The sequence below is a fragment of the Micromonospora sp. NPDC049203 genome (assembly GCF_043197215.1).
In the GTDB taxonomy this organism is placed as follows: Bacteria; Actinomycetota; Actinomycetes; order Mycobacteriales; family Micromonosporaceae; genus Micromonospora.
In genome coordinates, this window is record NZ_JBICSV010000002.1 from 375,474 (window position 1) to 394,081 (window position 18,608).

Sequence of the window (18,608 nt, forward strand, 5' to 3'; positions counted from 1 at the left end):
GGTTCCGGCGACGCCGGTGGATCAGGCGTTGCGCGGGCGGTGGGCGACGGTGAGGACGTGGGTGGTCGGCCAGTCCAGCGGCCGGCCGTCCAGGTCGGTCAGCGACGCGACCGGCGCGATCCGGTTGTCGATCACCCAGTCGTTGCGGACCGGGGCCGAGGCCGGGCCGATCTCGAAACCCACCTCGGTGAGCAGGCCGGTCCAGTCGGCGAAGCTGAGGCCGCAGAACTGCTCCCTCGTCTCCGACAGCCAGTTGTCGGTGTAGTCCTTGCGGGTCAGGTAGTCCATCGCCGCGCCCAGGGCGATGCGGACCGCGCCGCCGGCCAGCGGCTCGTAGGCGAGGCCGAACGCGAAGTCCACGGCGAACTGGTCCAGCCGCGCCCGCGTCGACAGTCCGGAGACGTACCGCCTGACCTCGGCCGAGGACAGGTCGGCGAGATCCCGGCGCGGTGTCGCCGGGTTGTCCCCGTCGTCGGTGGCGAGCCGCAGGATCACCGGCCGGACGCCGTCGTCGGGTCCGCACACGTCGCTGTTGATCCACACGCCGCCGGGTGCGGTGTGGTCGTGGATGCGGCGGGCGAACTCCAGCAGCGACTCCCGCTGCCGCCCGTACGACCAGATCTCGTGGGTGAGCGCGAAGGTGAGTGTGGTGTCCACCGAGCGGTCCTTGAACACCGCGCCGCCGAGCACGTTGCGCTGGAAGAAGTAGACGTTGGCGTTGCGGAACACGCCCTGCGCCTTCTTGTGCAGGCACTCCTGGTAGAGGTGGCGGGCCACCTCCACGCCGATCAGGTCGCTCTCCCGCAGCGCGGCCTCCCGGTCGGCCAGCTCCAGCACCGAGCCCGCGCCGCAGCCGATGTCCACGATGCGGCCGGGCTGCACGTACCGGCGCACCGAGTCCCACTTGCGGTGCGCGGCCGAGGCGAACGCCTCCACGTACGTCCGGTAGTCGCGGGTCACGGTGAGGCCGCCCTCGTCCCCGACCAGCGGGTCGTTCACCACCGACCGGATCGCCTCGACCAGCCGGTAGCGCTCGAACACGTCGATCGTCGCCGGGTGGGTGAGCGTACGCCAGGTCTCGTCGCCGGCGGCCAGGCGCAGCAGCACGTCCCACGGCCGTTCGGGCGTCTCCGGCAGGTCCGGGTCGGCCTCGACCGGCGCGATCGGGAAGCCGAGCCGCTCGTACAGCTCGGCGACCTCCGGGGTGGAGCAGGCCACCACCGTGTCGGCCGGGACGAGGTCGATGCCGGTGGCCACCGCGATGCTCTTGAGCGTCACCTCCGCGAACGCGTCCGTGTACGCGGTGTCGAAGATCGGCACGGCCAGCGAGCGCAGCCCGGTCAGCACGCTGAACCGCTCGATCGCGGCCTCCCGCCTGTGGTACGCGACGGGATTGCGACGGGTGTTCTCGTGGTTGGCCGACGTCACCGCCCAGACCACTGTGGCCTCGTCACCGGCGAGCCGACTCAGGTAGTCGGCCTGGAACCGGGTCAGCAGGTGGTGCCGCCCCGGGAAGAGCACGAAGCGGGTCGGCAGGTCGGTCATGGGCACCTCGCCTGGGCCGTGGAGCGGTCGGTGATCATACCGGGACGCGCCAGGAGCGCCACAGGTGCCCGTACCGGCCGTCGGCGGCGAGCAGCTCCTCGTGCGTGCCCTGCTCCACGATCCGGCCGTGGTCGAGCACGACGATCCGGTCCGCGCCGACCGCCTGGCTGAGCCGGTGCGCCACGATCAGCGTGGTCCGCCCCCGCGTGGCCGCGAGAGCCGCCCGGTCCAGGTCGCGGGCTCCGGCGCTGCCGGCCTCGGCGGTCGCCTCGTCCAGCACGGCCACGGCGGGCGCGGTCAGCACCAGCCGGGCCAGGGCGACCTGCTGGGCCTGCGCGGCGGTGAGCCGGTGACCGCCCTCGCCCACCGCCGTCGCCAGCCCGTCCGGCAGGGTACGCAGCCAGGTGGTGGCGCCGACCCGGTCCAGCGCGTCGAGCAGCTCGGCGTCGGTCGCGTCCGGGGCGGCCAGGCGCAGGTCCTCGGCGAGCGCACCGGCGAAGACGTGCACCTCCTGGCTGACCAGCGCCACGTCGCGGCGGGTGGTGGCCTCGCCCGTCCCGGTCAGCGGCACGCCGTCCAGGCGTACCGATCCGTCGGTGGGCGCGATGATCCCGGCGGCGATGCCGGCGAGCGTGCTCTTGCCGGCGCCGCTGGCACCGACGAGCGCGACCCGCTCCCCCGGCGCCAGGCGCAGCTCGACGTCGGCCAGCACCAGCGGGCCGTCGTCGTAGTGGTGCCGGCGCACCGTGACGTCCAGCGCCGCCGCGCCGCGCGGGCCGGCGGGCCGGGCGGCCGGGCCGGACGCGGTGGGTGGGCCGGACGCGGTGGGTGGGCCGGACGCGGCGGGTGGGCCGGACGCGGCGGGTGGGCCGGACGCGGCGGTTGGCGCGGTGTCGGGCAGCTCGGCCACGCCGACCAGCCGGGCGAGGCTCGCGCCGGCCTGCAACACCGAGTCGGACTCCATCAGCAGCAGGCCGATCGGGTTGAACAGGCGGTGGAAGTACAGCGCGGCGGTGGTCGCCGCGCCGACGGTGACCAGGTCGTCGCGGACCAGGAAGAACCCGGCCACCAGCACCGCGGCCAGGCCGAGGAACTCCGACCTGTTGATCCGCAGCCCGAAGCGGGTGTGCAGGTTGAAGATCTCCAGCGACAGGTCCCGCGCCACGCCGGAACGCTCGGCGATCGCGGCCACGTGCGCGTCCTCGGTCCGGTACGCGCGCACCGTCGCCGCGCCGCGCAGCGCGCCGGCCATCGCCTGCGTCCGCTCGCCGGTGGCGATCCGCTCCCGGGCGTAGTACGGCGCCGAGCGCCGCAGGTACCAGCGCAGCGCCAGCGCGTACGCGGGCGCGGCGACCAGCCCGGCGAGGCCGAGCCGCCAGTCCAGCGCGACCAGCCCGAACACGGTGAGCAGCACGGACAGCAGCGCGCCGACGAACGCGGGGCCGCTCACCGCGATCACGTTCGTCACCACCGCCACGTCGTCGCCGACGCGGGCCAGCAGGTCGCCCGTGCCGGCCCGCTCCAGCGTCGCGGACGGCAGGTGCAGCGCCCGGTCGAGGACGCGCTCACGCAGCCGGGCCAGCACCGTCTCGCCGAGCCGGGACGCGAGCGCGGCGCCGAGTGCGGTGAGCAGGCCGGTGAGCACCGCGGCGGCGGCGATCACCGCCACCCGGCCGGCGATCCGGGAGGCCGGGGCGTCGGCGATGACGTCGTCGACCAGGCGGCCGAGCACCCAGGGGGCGACCAGGCCACCCGCGGCGGCGACGACGAGCACCGTCGCGGCCGTGGCGCTGAGGCCCGGCCGTTCGCGGAACCGGGCGGCGAGCGTGGTCCAGGTCTGCCGGGCGGACGCGACAGGCAGCAACGTCCGGCCGGGGGTACGCGGGTCGGCGGTCACCGCAGTGTCTCCTCGCGGTAGCGGGTGTCCTCGGCGAGCAGGCGCTCGTGCGGTCCCTCGGCGGTCACCCGGCCGTCGGCGATCACCACCACCCGGTCGGTGATCCGCAGCAGGGCCGGGCTGCTGGTGACCAGCACCGTGCCCCGGGGCGCCGCCCGGCGCGCCCGCGCCAGTCCGTCGGCGAGCTGCGCCTCGGTGGCCGCGTCGACGGCGGTGGTGGGGTCGTGCAGCACCAGCACCGGCGGGTCGGCGTGCAGCGCCCGCGCCAGCCCGAGCCGCTGGCGCTGCCCGCCGGAGAGGTTCGCGCCCCGCTCGACGAGCCGGTGCTCCAGGCCGCCGGGGTGCGCGTCCACCACGTCCTGCGCCGCCGCGGCCCGGACGGCGGCGTGCAGCTTCGCCTCCTCGGTCCGGGCTCCGGCGGCGAGGTTGGCCGCCACCGTGCCCTCGAACAGCGTCACGTCGTGCGGCTCGACGAGCACCGTGCCGCGCAGCGCGTCGACGTGCAGCTCGTCGGCGGGCACGCCGTCGACGCGTACGGCGCCCCGGCGCTGGTCCGGCGGCACCCGCCCGGACAGCAGCGCCACCAGCGCCTCGGCGTCGGCCGGGTCGTACGCGAGCACACCGACCATCTCGCCGGGGCCGACGCGCAGGCTCACCCCGTCCAGCCCGGCGTGCCCGACGTCGTCGAGGGCGAGCCGTGGCCCGTCCGTGTACGGCGGCGCCGCGGCGTCGCCGGGCCGGGTCAGCGGTTCGGCGCCGAGCACGCGCGCCACCCGGGCGGCCGAGGCGCGGGCCATCGCGAACAGTTGCACGCAGTAGCCCATGGTCTGCACCGGCTCGGCGACGAACTGCGCGAGCCCGACCACTGTGACCAGCTCGCCGATGGTGAGCCGGCCGCGCAGGGCGAGCCAGCCGGCCACCCCGGCCACCGCCGCGAGGAACAGGCCGTTGGCGGCGGTGGTCAGCCCGAGGTGCAGTCCCTTGGTGTTCGCGGCGCGCAGCGTCACGGCGAGGGCGTTGCGGCTGGCGGCGGCGTACCGGCCGGCGGCGTGGTGCTGGGCGCCGATGCCGCGCAGCACACGCAGGCCGGAGACGAGGTCCACGGCGAGCGCGGTGGTCTCCGCGAGCGCCTCCTGCTGGGAGGCGCTGCGCCGGGACAGCAGCGGCGCCATCCGTTGCAGCACCAGGACCAGCACCGGCACGCCGACGAGCACGCCGAGCCCGAGGGGGATGTCGATGACCAGCAGCGCGGTCGCCGCGACGGTCAGCGCGGTCACCGCCGCGACACCGAACCCGGCCACCCGCACCACGTACGCGGAGAGTTCGGCGTCGGAGGCGGCGACGGAGAGCAGTTCGCCGTCGCGCAGGCCGGAACGGTGCCCGCGCGGGTCGAGCGCACGCTCGGCGATCTCCACCCGCAGCAGGTGCGCCTCCCGCTCCACCGCCGCGAACGCCTGGCGGGCGCCGTTGCGGTAGGCGAACGCGAGCACGGCGAACAGGGTGGCGAGGCCGGCGACCGAGTACGCCAGCGCCCACGGGTCGCCGGTCACCACGGCCCGGTCGATGATGACGCCGATCGCCACCGGCACGAGCGCCTCGGCGACCTGGTGCAGGCCGAGCAGCGTGACGCCGATCAGCACCGGACGCCGCTGACGGCGCAACGCCTGACGGAGCACGTACCGGGCCGTGACAGCGCGGCCGGCGGGTTGCGGGGACACGAGGGGACGCCTCCAGTGCTCGAAGTGAGGACAGCCTAACCTCAGCCCCGGAAGCGACCGAGGCGGGTGGCACGGCTCACCACGGCCTCCGCCAGCGGGGTCCGGTGACCGCCGGTAATGTTGATCAGGCCGAGAGTGCACCCAAATGTCCGCTGCCCCAGAGGAGCGACCATGCTCGATCACGCGTCCGGCCGAATCGACATCGCCCGCCTCCAGGAGACGCTCGACGGACCGTGGTCCGAGGTCCGCCAGGCCCACCGCAAACACCTCGACGAGCGCTTCCTGCCGGTCTACGGCGAGACCGGCGACCAGGCGCGGGAGCGGATCACCCGGCTGCTCGGCGAACTCCCGGTCGAGCTGGGCATCGCCGCGGGCTTCCCGGCCGAGTACGGCGGCCGGTCCGACATCGGCGCCTCGATCGTCGCCACCGAGATGCTGGCGCAGGTCGACCTGTCACTCATGGTGAAGGCCGGCGTGCAGTGGGGCCTGTTCGGCGGCGCGGTCGCCGCCCTCGGCACCAAGCGCCACCACGACGCCTACCTCCGGGACATCGTCGAGGGCCGTCTCTTCGGGTGCTTCGCGATGACCGAGACCGGTCACGGCTCGGACGTGCAGCAGCTGCGCACGACCTGCGTGTACGACCCGCTGACGCAGACCTTCGACCTGCACACGCCGCACGAGGCGGCGCGCAAGGACTACATCGGCAACGCCGCGCGGGACGGGCGGATGGCCGTGGTCTTCGCCCAGCTGATCAGCGGCGGGCACCGCCACGGGGTGCACGCGTGGCTGGTGCCGATCCGCGACGAGCACGGCAACCCGATGCCCGGCGTGAGCATCGGCGACGCCGGCCCCAAGGCCGGGCTGCTCGGCGTGGACAACGGGCGGCTCAGCTTCGACCACGTCCGGGTGCCCCGGGAGATGCTGCTGGACCGGTACGCGCAGGTGGCCGAGGACGGGACGTACTCCAGCGCGATCGAGAACGACTCGCGCCGCTTCTTCACCATGCTCGGCACGCTGGTGCGGGGCCGGGTCAGCGTGGGCGGCGCCGCGTCGGCGGCCACCAAGGCGGCGCTCGCCATCGCGGTGCGCTACGGCGACATCCGCCGCCAGTTCAGCGACGGCGACGGCGACCGCGAGGTGCTGCTCAACGACTACCTGGCCCACCAGCGCAAGCTGCTGCCCGCGCTCGCCACCACGTACGCGCTGCACTTCGCCCAGACCGAGCTGGTCGCCGCGCTCGACGAGATCCAGGGCGGCGACGGGCCGGTCGACGAGCACCGGCAGCGGGAGCTGGAGTCCCGGGCCGCCGGGCTCAAGGCGGCGCAGACCTGGCACGCGACGCGCACCATCCAGACGTGCCGGGAGGCGTGCGGCGGCGCCGGCTACCTGTCGGAGAACCGGCTGCCCAGCCTGAAGGCCGACACCGACGTGTTCACCACGTTCGAGGGCGACAACACGGTGCTGCTCCAGCTGGTCGCCAAGGGGCTGCTGACCGGCTACCGGGACGAGTTCGGCTCGCTGGACGGCTGGGGACGCGCCTCCTTCGTCGCCGAGCAGGTACGCGAGATGGTGCTGGAGCGCACCGCCGCGCGGGCGCTCATCGCGCGGCTGGTCGGCGCCGTGCCGGGCCGCGACGACGAGGTCGCGGTCACCGACCGGGGCTGGCAGCTCAAGGTGTTCGAGGACCGCGAGGAGCACCTGCTGGACAGCGCGGTCCGCCGGCTGCGCGGCGGCGCGTCGACGAAGAAGGACCGTCCCTTCGACATCTTCAACGACGTGCAGGACCACGTCCTCGCCGTCGCCGCCGCGCACGTCGACCGGGTGACCCTGGAGGCGTTCGTCGCCGGCATCGACGCCACCGCCGACCCGGCGGTCAAGGAGCTGCTGTCCCGGGTCTGCGACCTGTACGCGCTGAGCGTCATCGAGGCGAACAAGGGCTGGCTGCTGGAGCACGGCCGGCTCACCCCGGCCCGGTCCAAGACGATCACCAGCGTGGTGAACGGGCTGCTCAAGGAACTGCGGCCGTACATGCGCACGCTGGTGGACGGTTTCGCCATCCCGGACGCGTGGCTGCACGCCGCGATCCTGCGCGAGGAGCCCGGACGCCAGGAGCAGATGGCCGCCCACGACGCGGAGGCACAGGCAGCCGCCGGCTAGGGCCGGCCGTGGCGCCACGGCCCCCGGTCAGGTGCCGGGGGCCGGCGCGGGTCGCGGTCGTACCGGCGGATCCGGCGTCCCGGCCGGGTCGGCCGCGGCGGCCCGCGACGCGGCGTACCCGCTCGCGCCGATCGCCAGGTACAGGCCGCCGAACAGCCAGAACGCGGCGAACAGGAAGCCGCGCTCGGCCATCGCGAGGGTCATCACGAGCGCCCCGGCCACCGCGGTCACCGCGTAACCGGCCCGCATGCCGTACGCGCACAGCGCGCCGACGGCGAGTGGTGCGGCGATCCACAGCGCCGCGCCCACCCAGCCGACGCCGACCGAGCCGCCCGCCGACGCGACCGCCACGAGCACGCCGGGCATCGCCACGAACCCGCCGGTCAGGTAGTGCCACCACCGTCCACCGGCTCCGCGCCGCAACGCCCACGGCACCAGCGCCGACGCACCGGCCACCAGCGCGAGCGGGAAGTAGTACAGGCCGATCTCGCCGGACGCGCAGGCGAACAGCGCCAGCACCGCCGCGCCGGCGAACCGGGCCGCGCCGCGGACCCGGTCGGGCAGCACCAGCGGCGCGGCCGCGAGGAGCGCCGGCAGCACCGTGAGCATCGCGATGCCGGGGCCGAACCGGCGGACGAGGCCCTGCTCGCCGGAGTCGGCGCCGAGCGGGTCCACCGGCACGGTGGACGGCAGCAGGAAGCTCACGCACACGGCGATCAGCACACCGGCCGCCACCGCTACCACTGACAGCATCCGGGCGGCCCGCTCCGCGCCGTCCTGGACCGGCAGGCCCAGCTCCTCCCGCGCCTGGCCCGCCACCTCATGCGGCTCGCCGAGACCGGCGAGGATCTCGGCGATGTCGCGTCCACCGTCCAGCGCGTCGGCGATGTGCGCGCGGACGTCCGCGACGATCTCGCCCGCCGCGCCCGGCGGGACCTCGGACAACTCCGCGTCGAGGGCCCGCAGATAGGTCTCCGCCGCCTCCGGGAAGCCGTCGTCGCTCATGTCTCCTCCGCCATCAACTCGTCGACGTGCGGCTGGATCTCCCGCCACACCCCCGCGAACAACCGCAGGTGCGCCCGCCCCTGATCGGTGATCGTGTAGTACCGCCGGGCGTGCCCCTGCTCGGGCGCCACCCACCGGGTCTCCACGGTGCCCGCCTGCCGCATCCTGGCGAGCAGCGGATACAGGCTGCCCTCGCTCGCGGTCAGGCCACGGACGGCGAGCCACTCGGCCAGTTCCAGGCCGTACATGTCGCGCCGCGCGAGCAACGCGAGCACGCAGAACTCCAGCACGCCCTTGCGGATGTTCGTGGTGATCCGCTCGCGTGCACCGTCCATGCTTCGCAAGATACCTTGCTATGCAAGACCTCTGACGCGAGGGGTCCGCGGCACGCCACGCTCACGTGCCGCGGACCGGCGTCGCGGGGGTCGCTCAGAGCGTCCGATACGAGCCGAAGGTGCCGCGCGTCGTCCAGCCCCGGAAGAGGCCGAGCCCGTACCCCTCGCCGCCGCAGTCGGCGGATTTGTAGCCGATGACGTTCTGGAAGCCTCCGCTCCAGGCCAGCAACCAGTCGGAGTCCGCCGGGAAGGGGCGGCAGAGACCGTCCGGCGCGGCCTGCCGGGCGACCACGGCGAGCGGATTGCTGGAGTAGAAGACCAGGCCCGTGTCGGGGTTCGGGATCGTCGCCGGCTCGGCGGCGGCGGGCGTGGCGAGCAGCGGGACGGTCAGGGCCGCGGCGGCGAGACCGGCGGCGATTCGCATGGTGGACGTGCGCATTCTGTCCTCCAGGGACGGTGGGCGGCCAGGGAGGGGCGGCGGTTTCCCGCCCCGCCAGGAGCGATGCGCATCGATGCCAACCGTGCCGGAGAAAAGTTGAGTTGTCAACCAAATCGGCGTCAGGCATCGACCGACGTGCATTGACACATTTGGTTACGGCGGTGATAGTAACTGCAAAGCTCCCGCCGGTCCCCCCGCGGGGACGCACCCGGCGGCGCCACGCCGACGTGGCCGAGACCGCCACCACCACCTCCCAGGGAGCGCCGTCACGACGTCCCCTGGAGGACGCATGAGAACAAGATCGAAGATCTACGCCGGGCTGGCGGCCGCCGTCGTCCCGATCGCCTCGGTGATCGTCGCGCTCGGCGCGACACCGGCGGGCGCCGCGATCGGCGGCTCGGGGCCCTACCCCGCCGACTACGAGACCTCGTCGAGCCTGCCCAACCACACCATCTTCCGGCCCCAGACGCTCCCGTCCGAGCGCCTTCCCGTCCTGGTGTGGGGCAACGGCGCGTGCTCGGCCAACGGCCTCTCCCAGGGCAACTTCCTGCGCGAGATCGCCTCCCACGGCTTCCTCGCCATCGCCAACGGCGCACCGAACGGCTCCGGCTCCACGAACTCCCAGATGCTCACCCAGTCCATCGACTGGGCGGTGGCGGAGAACTCCCGGTCGGGCAGCAAGTACTACAACCGGATCGACACCACGAAGATCGCCGTGGCCGGGTTCTCCTGCGGCGGCCTGGAGGCGTACGCGGTCTCAAACGATCCGCGCGTCACCACCACCGGCATCTTCAGCAGCGGCCTGCTGAACGACGCCGACGACTACCAACTGCGCCGGCTGACCAAGCCGATCGCGTACATCGTCGGCGGGCCCAGCGACATCGCGTACCCGAACGCGATGGACGACTGGGGCAAGCTGCCGCCCGGGCTGCCCGCCTTCATGGGCAACCTGAACGTCGGGCACGGCGGCACGTACGACCAGCCCAACGGCGGCGAGTTCGGCCGGGTCGCGGTGCTCTACCTCAAGTGGCGGTTGAAGGGCGACATCGGCGCCGGGGCCAACTTCGTCGGCCCGGACTGCGGGCTGTGCCGCACCCAGTGGAGCGTGCAGCAGAAGAACCTGACGCTCGACGGCCCGCCGCCCACCACTCCCCCGCCCACGACCCCGCCGCCCACCACGCCGCCGCCGACGACGCCCCCGCCCACCACCCCGCCGCCCGGCGGGGCCTCCTGCACCGCCGTCTACGCCGTCCAGGACCAGTGGAACGGCGGCTTCGTCGCCAGCGTGACGGTCACCGCCGGGAGCGCCGCGCTGACCGGCTGGCGGGTGACGCTCACCCTGCCCGGCGGCGCCGCGATCAGCTCGCTGTGGAACGGCGTGCCGAGCGGCACCAGCGGCACCGTCACGGTGGCCAACCAGAGCTACAACGGACGGCTCGGCGCGGGGCAGACCACCACCTTCGGATTCCAGGGCACCGGCAGCGGCGGCGGCGCCACCGCCACCTGCGCCGGCAGCTGAACCACTCCGGCGGGGGCCGGCGCCGGACGCCGGCCCCCGCCGAGGTGAGTATCGTCTCGCCGGTACGCACGGCCGCCCGCCGATCCCTCGTGGACGGTCTGGACCGGCCTCGCGAAGACTGCCTGCTAGCGCGACCACCGGCGGCCGGAGGTAAACATTTCGCGCACCGGAAAGCCCTGTGCCGTAAGCCTTCCGGCCATCCACACGAAGTTGACATGGTAGATGGTTGGGCTAGGGTTCCGCCGAACGGTTGTCACCGAGGCAGGTATCCGGTCACCACGAGGACGGCATGACGGCACAGTGCAGTGGCTTCGACATCCGCTTGCTGGGCAGTCTCCGGATCACGTACGCCGGGCGGGAACTGCCACTGCGCTCGGCTCAGCGCCGGGCCGTCTTCAGCGCGCTGGCGCTCACCCCGGAGCGGGGCCTGTCCCGGGACGAGCTCATCGCCGCCGTCTGGGGTGAGCATCCCCCGGCCAGCGCGACCGGCAACCTCTACACGTACGTCTCCGCCCTGCGCCGCATGCTCGAACCGGACCGGCACAGGTGGTCCTCCGGCGGGGTGCTCACGTCCGAGGGCGGCAGCTACCGGCTGCACGTCGACGCCGACGCTGTCGACGTGCACCGCTTCGAGCGGTTACGGGAGCGCAGCCGCGCGCCGCGCGCCGCCGGGGACACGACCGGTGAACTGGCCGCGCTGGACGCCGCACTGGCCGAGTGGCGGGGCGACGAGGCGCTCGTCGGCGTACCGGGACCACGAGCCGCCGGCCATCGGATCCGGCTCGGCGAGCTGTACCTGACCACAGTGGAGCGGCAGGCCGAGCTGATGCTGGGCCTCGGACGCGGCGCCGAGGTCGTCGACCGTCTGCTCGCGCTCGCCGGCCGCCACCCGGCCCGGGAGAGCCTGTACGCGGTGGCCATGCGGGCCCTGGCCGCGCAGGGGCGTACCGCCGAGGCGCTGGCGCTGTACGCCGCACTGCGGGACCGGCTGGTCGAGGAGGCCGGCACCGAACCCGCCGCCGCGCTCCGGCAGATCCACGAACAGCTCCTGGGCGGCAACCCGGCGCACCCGCGCGCCCCCGGTCCGGCGCCGTCCCGGCACCCCGGCTTCCGGGGTCGCTCCGCCGCGCTGGCCCACCTGCGGTCGGCGGTCACCGGCCTGGCCGGCGGACGCGGCGGCAGCGTCTGGGTCAGCGGCGAGGCCGGCATCGGGAAGTCCGCGCTGCTGGCCGAGGGACTGAGCGGCGCGGCCCCGCTCGGCGTCCGGGTCGGCTGGGCCGTCGGCGACGAGCTGGCGTACCGGATGCCGTTGAGCATCGTGCTGGAGTGCCTGTCACTGGGCGACGCCGGCCTGCCCGCCTCCTTGCACGCCTGCACGGGCGGGGCGTCACCGACCATGACCGTGATCGACACGGTCCAGCGGTTCGTGGTCGCGCGGTGCGCCGAACGGCCGCTGCTGCTGGTCCTCGACGACCTCCAGTGGGCCGACGACATGTCGCTGCTGATCTGGCACGCGCTGCACAAGCTCACCACGCGGCTGCCGCTGCTACTCGTCTCCGCCGCCCGCCCGGTGCCCGCCGGGTACGAGGTGCGGCTCCTGCGCCGGGTGCTGCCCCGCGACGGCACCGCGCTGATCGAACTCGGGCCGCTGGACGACGACACGGCGGCCGGCCTGGTGCGCGCCTGGTCCCGCCCGCCCGGCCCGGATCTGGGCACCGCGCGCTCGTTCGTCGCGGCGGCCGCCGGGAACCCGTACTACCTGCGGCATCTCGTGCTCGCCGACCGCGACGGCCGGACCGCCGACACGCCCGGACCGGAACTGACCGACGCCGTCTCCCGGCACCTGCAACCGCTCGCCGACGACACCCGTCAACTGCTGCGGGCGATCGCGTTCCTCGGCAACAACTACCTGGTGACCGACCTCGCAGCGGTCACCGGCAGATCGGCGCCGGAGCTCCTGCCGGCCGTGGAGGAGGCGCTGGCCGCCGGCCTCCTCGTCGAGGACGGACGCCGCCTGCGGTTCCGGCACCCGGTCATCCGCCGGGTCCTGCGCGGCGCGATCCCGACCGCGCTGCGGGTGCTGATGCACAGGCAGTTCGCCCAGCGGCTCGCCGAGGCCGGCGGCGACCTCGGCCGGGTCGCGGGCCAGTTGCTGGCCGGGCCGGTGCCGGTCGACGCGTGGGTGCAGGACTGGCTCACCGCGCACGCCGCGCAGCTGAGCGCTGTCGCCCCCGCGCCCGCGATCGCGGTGCTGCGGCACGCCGTCGCCGCACCCGGCCTCTCCGCACCGGCCCGCGAGCTGCTCACCGCGCAGCTGGCCCGGGTGCTGCACCGCAGCGGGCTGCCCGCCGGCGCCGAGGCGAGCTGGGTGTCGGCGCACACCGGGGACGCCGCGACGCGCGCCGAGATGGACCGGATCGCCGTCGGGACACCGGTCTCCGGCCAGCGGTGAGAAGACTGCGCGTCACCGTTCTGGGGCCGGTACGCGCCTGGAACGGCGAGGTCGAGATCGACCTCGGCCCGGCCCGGCGGCGGGCCCTGTTCGCGGTGCTGGCGGCGAACGCCAACCGCCCGGTCACCCGCACCGAGCTGATCCGCGCGCTCTGGGGCGAGTCGGCGCCGAGCACCGCGGCGGGCAACATCTACACCTACGTCTCCGGGCTGCGGCGCGGCCTCGGCCCGGCCGGAGGGCTGCTGCGCTCCGGCCGGACCGGCTACACGTTGCGCCTCGAACCGGGCGCGCTGGACGCCGACCGGTTCGAGAGGCTGTGCGAGGCGGCCGGGGCGGCGGCCGCCGCCGGGCGGTCCGGGGAGGCAGTGGCCCTGCTCGACGAGGCGCTCGCGCTCTGGCACGGCGAGGCGTACGCGAACGTCACCGGCCTCTTCGCCGACCTCGACCGGCACCGCCTGACGGAGCTGCGGATCGCCGCGGCGGAGCGGCGGGCCCGGCTGGTCCTGGCCGGCGGCGGCGACGACGCGCTGATCGCCGAGCTGACCGGCCTGGTCCGCGACCACCCGCTGCACGAGCCGTTCCACGAGCTGCTGATGGGCGCGCTGCACCGGGCGGGCCGGGGCACCGAGGCGCTCGACGTCTTCCACGCCGCACGCCGGGTGCTCACTGCCGAACTCGGCGTCGAGCCGGGCCCGGCCCTGCGCGGGCTGCAGAGCCGCATCCTCGCCGAGCCGACGCCGGCCGCCGCTGCGGCACCGGCCGCCTCGGCAGCCGTGGCGGCGCCCGCCGTACCGCCGCGGGGTGCCCTGGTCGGACGCGACGGCGACCTGGCGTTGCTGGCCGGCCTGCTGGGAGCGGGCCGCAGTGCGATCGTGTGGATCGAGGGCGAGCCGGGCATCGGCAAGTCCGCACTGCTCGACGCCGCCCTGGACGAGGCGCGGGCGCGGGGCCACCGGGTCGCGCGCGGCGTCGCCGAGGAACTCACCAGCCGCATCCCGCTGCACGTGATGCTCCGGGCGCTGGCCCTGGAGGACGCGCCGCACGAGGACCCGGCCACGGCCGTCGACCGGGTGCTCGACCACGTCCGGACGCTGACCGCCACGGGCCCGCTGGTGCTGGCCGTCGACCATCTCCAGTGGGCCGACGAGGTGAGCCTGCTGGCCTGGGAGCGGCTGGCCGCGCTGACCCGGTGGCTGCCGCTGCTGCTCGTCGCGACCGCCCGGCCCGAGCCCGGTCGCCGCGACCTGGCCCGGCTGCGGCGCGGGGTGAGCACCCGCGACGGGCACCTGATCCGGCTCGCCCCGCTGCCCGCGCCGGACATCGAACAGATCTTCGGTACGACGGTGGGCGTGCCGCCCGGCGCCACGCTGCGGTCACTGGCGCCGCTGGCCGCCGGCAATCCGCTGTACGCCCGGGAACTGGTCGCCGGACTCGTGGCGGAGGACGCGGTACGGGTGGTCGACGGGCTCGCCGAGGTCGACGCGCGCGCCGACGACATGCCGCGCTCGCTCCTGGACACCGTGCGGGCCAGCCTCGACCACCTCTCCCCCGGCGCCCGGGAGGCGCTGCGTTACGCCGCCCTGCTCGGCGGCGAGTTCGCCGTGGCCGAGGTCGCGGCGGTCACCGGACGGTCGCCGTTCGACCTGATGGCCGGGCTGGAGGAGGCGGTCGCCGCCGACGTCCTCGTGGCCGCCGGCAGCGAGCTGGCGTTCCGGCAACCCGTGCTGCGGCGGGCGCTCGCCGCAGGCATCCCCGCCGCGCTGCGCCCGACGCTGCACCGGCACGCGGCGCAGGCGCTCGCCGAGAACGGAGGCGCGCTCATCCGGATCGCCGAACACCTGCTCGCCGGTCCGCCCGAGGTGGACGAATGGCTGGTCGGCTGGCTGGTCGCGCACGGCGACGAGCTGTTCCGCCAAGCGCCGGAGGCGGGCCGGGAACTGGTGCGCCGCGCCCTGGCGAGCCGCCGGCTGTCGCAGGCGCAGCGGGCGACGCTCGCCGCCCTCCGCGACGGGTAGGCCCTCAGCGCAGCCCGGGTACGCCCGTGAACCGGCGCGCGGCCGCCGCCGGGACCGGCGTACCCGGGCCGGTGCGGCGCGCGAGATGCTGGCGCAGGGCGGCCAGGGCGAGGGCGTCGAAGCGTACCCGCCCGTCGACCGGCGGCTCCTCCACTGCCAGTTCCCGCAAGAGCAGCCGGGCCGGGGCACCGGCCTCCGGCTCCTGCACCTGGAGCACCGTGAACGCCGTACCGGGGAGGAAGAGGACCCGGGCCGGCACGCCGTCGCCGGTCTCGAACACGGCGGTGCGCCGCGCCGTGGCCGACCAGATCAGCACCTCGACCGTGCCCGGCAGGTCGGCGGGCGGCTCGGCGAGCGCGTTTGTGAACCCCCAGTCCGTCAGCACCCGGCGCTGCGCGATCCGGCGCAGGTCCGCCGTGGTCAGCTCGGCGCCGGCGTACGCGACGCCGCGGTGCGCCGGCAGCCGGCGTACGCCCGCCGACACGCACCTGGCGAACGGCACGTGACCACCCGGCTCGGCGGACCGCAGCGCCTGGTCCAGGCCGTCACCGGCGGCGGAGAGGTAGAGGCGGACGGCGGTGGCGTACTCCACCGCGCCGGCGCCCTCGGCCAGCGCCGGGTGCGCGGTGAGCACGTCCGCCACGTCGGCGGAGACGGCGGCGATCTCGCGGCGGAACGCGCGCCGGAACCAGGTCCGCTCCTCGTCCAGGTCGGGTCCGGGGCGTACGCCGCGCGCGTCGTCGCCGGGGGTGCGCTGGAAGCGGACCGGCGCCGGGTCGGGGCGCCGCACCGGCAACGTCATCGTCGGGCCCGTCGCCCACCCCGCGCCGCCGCCGAGCACCGGCCCGGCCACATCCGGTCCCTCGCCGTGCGGCCCCGCCACGCCTGACCCGGCACCGTGCGGTCCGGCCACCTCCGGCGCCGCGCCGGGTAGTCCGGAGCCGGCCGGCGGGGCCGCGTCCGGCGGGGCGGCGGGAACGGCCACCCCGGCAGCGGCCACCTCGCCGGTCGGCGGCGCGGGCGGACCGGCCACGGCGACGGGCACCGGTTCCGGCACGGCCGCCGGCACCGGGACGGGCGGTACGGGCGCCGGCACCGGAACGGGCGGCACAGCCGCCGGCACCGGGACGGGCGGCACGGCCGCCGGCGGCGCGGAGACCGGACCGGCGGCGTCACCGGTCGTGTGCCAGTACGTCCCGGCCTCGAACCCGCGAGCCGAGAGCCCCGGACGTCCCGGCGCCACGGCCGAGGACGGCTGTACCGCCGTTCGCCCGCGGGTCGCCGGGTCCAGCCGCGCGGTCAGGTCGCCGGCCAGTTCCCGGTGGCGGTCAGCCACGGCCGGTGCCGGATCGTCCACCACCAGCCGGGCGCGGTTCGGGTCCATCGGCACCGCGCGGATCCGGTCGGCGTGCCGGGGCGCCTCGGGGCCGCGCAGCCAGAGGCCGGAGGGGATCACCTCGACCACCGCGTCGTGGGCGTACTGGTAGACGCGGGGGCCGACCGGCTCGCCGAGTTCCGGCGGCGCGCGGTGGCGCAGGATGCGCGGCGTCACCGCCTTCGCGCCCAGGGTCTGCCGGGGACGGTAGGCCAGTTCCTCGGCGAAGACCTGCCAGCCGGGCCGCCCGTCGGTGTCGACGGTGAACATCGCCGGACCGTCCGGACGGCCGGTGGGCACGCCGGTGAAGACGCGCACCGGGCAGCGCAGCAGGTCGGCCAGCGCCTGCCCGAACTGGTCGCCCTCGGGCAACGCGACCGGGCCGTACTGGACGAAGCGGGCGTGGTCGCGGCCCTCGGGCGCCAGCCCGCGCCAGAACCGGGCAATGTCGTCCAGGCGCAGCGGCGCCGTTCCGGGGCAGCCCACCAGCACCGGCATCGCGTCCGGCAGGCACGGCATCGTCGCGGTGAGGTGACTTCCGTGTACGGCGACGGCGGCCTCGTCGCGGCTCTCCCGCAACCACACGCCGCCGGGTAGCGGCTCGGCGGCGCAGGTCGAGCTGATCGTCAGGTGGTCGACGGCGGCGCCGTCCCACGCCGGTACGGGATAGCGCTTCGACTGCCAGACCGGCGACTGGCCGCGCCGGTAGCAGACCCAGCCGCCCAGGTCGGTCGCGTGCACGAACAGCAGTCCCGCCGCGCCCGGGATCATCCGCCCGAAGGGGGCGATCACCGGCCGGCCCAGCCGGTCGGAGAGCCACTGGCCGGCCAGCGCCCCGGTCTCCGGACGGGCGCCGCAGACCACCAGCCGGATGCCCCGGCGCAGGCGCTGCCGGCGCAGCTCGGTCGCGACCGTGTCCCAGATGTCGAACGGCAGCTCGTGTTGCAGGTCGAGGATCACGATGTCGTTGTCGGGATCCCGGTCCACCGAGAGCGCGACCGTACGGGCCTCCGTGCTGATCCGTTCGCGGGCGTGCAGCACCAGGGCGTTGCCGACGGTGTGGCGCGTGATCACCTCAGATCATGCCGGAGCGCAGGGCGTAGGCCACCGCGTGCGAGCGGTTGCGCAGCTTCAGCCGGTGGTTGAGGCCGTAGATGACGTTCTTCACCGTGCGCTCGGAGTAGCGCAGCTCGTCGGCGATCTCGTTGGTGTCGAAGCCCTCGGCCATCAGCCGCAGCACGTCGATCTCCCGCGCGGTCAGGCCGGAAGCGTTCAGCCCGTTGGGGTTGAGCACGTCGCGCTGGAGCCGTTCGATGTGTTTGAGCAGCTCGCCCACCAGGTTCGGGGGCAGTACGCCGCCGCCGGAGGCGGCCGCCCGGACGCTGTGCGCGAGGCGTTCGGCGGTGACCGCCGCGCGCGGCAGGACCGCCACCACGCGGCACTCGACGGCGGTCAGCAGTTCCTGCTCGCTGACCTCCGTGGTGATCAGGACGACCGGGGCGCCGATCTCGGTCGCCGCGAGACGCAGCATGGCGATCACGTCGGTGGTGAGCCGTTCGGCGGCGACGACGAGGACCCGCGCCCGCGTGCGGTCCGCGCTGTCCAGCAGCGTGATGTCCGGACACGACCGGAGGTGGGCGGTCAGGCCGGTGTGGGTCAGCGGGTCGGGCGCGTGCACAAAGACGGCAACTTGCTCCACAGCCATCTCCATCACTGTCAGTAGGGGCTGACAGTCTCATGGAGAGTCCTTCAGGAAATCTCCACAGTCTCCGGCCGGATGGCTGTAAGGCGTGAAGATGTGCGCGTAACCGCTGGTCAGACTTTTTTCAGTCAGTGAAGATTGATTTCGACAGGGCCCATCTTCTCCGTCGCGAGCTTCCCGGCATTCTCGCCCGCAGCCTGGATGGCCTCCATGATCGCCGCCTGCAACGACGCTGCGTCACGCCGTTCGTACACCACCGGGTCGACCCGGACGGCCTGGACCTTGCCCAGGCCGCTGGCCATGACGACCACCGTGGCGTCCTGCGAGCGGCCGGTCACGACCGCCTTCGCCAACTCCGCCTGCGCGCCGCGCATCTGGTCCTCCAGGCGCTGCGCGTTCTCCATGAACTCCTGGAACGAGGGCGGGATCGGCTTGGACTCGGGTTGCAT

At 74.8% G+C, this 18,608-nt stretch carries 13 protein-coding genes; 4 read left to right on the forward strand and 9 right to left on the reverse strand.

Features of this window, described 5'->3' with window-relative positions:
- Positions 1-21: 21 nt before the first annotated feature.
- From ACGFIA_RS06355 to ACGFIA_RS06365, 3 genes are read right to left on the reverse strand one after another with little or no spacing between them, the layout of a single operon-like run.
- Entirely contained in the window at positions 22-1,545 is a 1,524-nt protein-coding gene (locus ACGFIA_RS06355; protein WP_393258937.1) for a class I SAM-dependent methyltransferase, read from the reverse strand.
- A 34-nt stretch (positions 1,546-1,579) separates the two neighbouring features.
- Positions 1,580-3,442 (reverse strand): ABC transporter ATP-binding protein, encoded by a 1,863-nt coding sequence (locus ACGFIA_RS06360; RefSeq protein ID WP_393258939.1) that lies wholly within the window; start codon positions 3,440-3,442, stop codon positions 1,580-1,582.
- A complete protein-coding gene (locus ACGFIA_RS06365) occupies positions 3,439-5,160 on the reverse strand; it encodes an ABC transporter ATP-binding protein (protein ID WP_357390912.1) in 1,722 nt (573 codons plus the stop codon). Before ACGFIA_RS06365 ends, ACGFIA_RS06360 begins: the two co-directional genes overlap by 4 nt.
- A 171-nt stretch (positions 5,161-5,331) precedes the next feature.
- Between ACGFIA_RS06365 and ACGFIA_RS06370 the strand changes: the two genes are divergently transcribed.
- Positions 5,332-7,317, forward strand: coding sequence for an acyl-CoA dehydrogenase (locus ACGFIA_RS06370; RefSeq protein ID WP_357390914.1), 1,986 nt, complete (start codon positions 5,332-5,334; stop codon positions 7,315-7,317).
- Between the two features lie 27 nt (positions 7,318-7,344).
- Here the strand turns inward: ACGFIA_RS06370 and ACGFIA_RS06375 are convergent, their stop codons facing one another.
- The 3 genes from ACGFIA_RS06375 to ACGFIA_RS06385 form a co-directional block, all read right to left on the reverse strand.
- Positions 7,345-8,322: an HAAS signaling domain-containing protein gene (locus ACGFIA_RS06375; RefSeq protein WP_357390916.1), complete on the reverse strand. Its 978-nt coding sequence runs from the start codon at positions 8,320-8,322 to the stop codon at positions 7,345-7,347.
- Positions 8,319-8,657: a PadR family transcriptional regulator gene (locus ACGFIA_RS06380; RefSeq protein ID WP_357390918.1), complete on the reverse strand. Its 339-nt coding sequence runs from the start codon at positions 8,655-8,657 to the stop codon at positions 8,319-8,321. Before ACGFIA_RS06380 ends, ACGFIA_RS06375 begins: the two co-directional genes overlap by 4 nt.
- Before the next feature lie 94 nt (positions 8,658-8,751).
- Positions 8,752-9,096: a hypothetical protein gene (locus ACGFIA_RS06385; protein WP_357390920.1), complete on the reverse strand. Its 345-nt coding sequence runs from the start codon at positions 9,094-9,096 to the stop codon at positions 8,752-8,754.
- A 289-nt stretch (positions 9,097-9,385) separates the two neighbouring features.
- On the opposite strand from ACGFIA_RS06385, the gene ACGFIA_RS06390 reads away from it, so the two are divergent.
- The 3 genes from ACGFIA_RS06390 (at position 9,386) to ACGFIA_RS06400 (ending at position 15,082) form a co-directional block, all read left to right on the forward strand.
- On the forward strand, positions 9,386-10,615 hold the full coding sequence (locus ACGFIA_RS06390) for a cellulose binding domain-containing protein (protein ID WP_357390922.1): 1,230 nt from the start codon (positions 9,386-9,388) through the stop codon (positions 10,613-10,615).
- A 289-nt stretch (positions 10,616-10,904) separates the two neighbouring features.
- Positions 10,905-13,067 carry a BTAD domain-containing putative transcriptional regulator gene (locus ACGFIA_RS06395; protein ID WP_393258943.1) on the forward strand — a complete coding sequence of 721 codons (2,163 nt, stop codon included), beginning with the start codon at positions 10,905-10,907 and terminating at the stop codon, positions 13,065-13,067.
- The gene (locus ACGFIA_RS06400) at positions 13,064-15,082 is read left to right on the forward strand and encodes a BTAD domain-containing putative transcriptional regulator (RefSeq protein WP_357390926.1); all 2,019 of its coding nucleotides are present in this window, start codon (positions 13,064-13,066) and stop codon (positions 15,080-15,082) included. Before ACGFIA_RS06395 ends, ACGFIA_RS06400 begins: the two co-directional genes overlap by 4 nt.
- Positions 15,083-15,086: 4 nt before the next feature.
- Here the strand turns inward: ACGFIA_RS06400 and ACGFIA_RS06405 are convergent, their stop codons facing one another.
- The 3 genes from ACGFIA_RS06405 to ACGFIA_RS06415 all read right to left on the reverse strand — a co-directional run bounded on the left by ACGFIA_RS06405 (position 15,087) and on the right by ACGFIA_RS06415 (position 18,587).
- Positions 15,087-17,531, reverse strand: coding sequence for a hypothetical protein (locus ACGFIA_RS06405; protein WP_393258946.1), 2,445 nt, complete (start codon positions 17,529-17,531; stop codon positions 15,087-15,089).
- A 1-nt stretch (position 17,532) separates the two neighbouring features.
- Positions 17,533-18,168 (reverse strand): response regulator transcription factor, encoded by a 636-nt coding sequence (locus ACGFIA_RS06410; protein WP_357390930.1) that lies wholly within the window; start codon positions 18,166-18,168, stop codon positions 17,533-17,535.
- Between the two features lie 119 nt (positions 18,169-18,287).
- Complete coding sequence (locus ACGFIA_RS06415; RefSeq protein WP_393259314.1) at positions 18,288-18,587, reverse strand: YbaB/EbfC family nucleoid-associated protein; 300 nt, start codon at positions 18,585-18,587, stop codon at positions 18,288-18,290.
- Between the last annotated feature and the right edge of the window lie 21 nt (positions 18,588-18,608).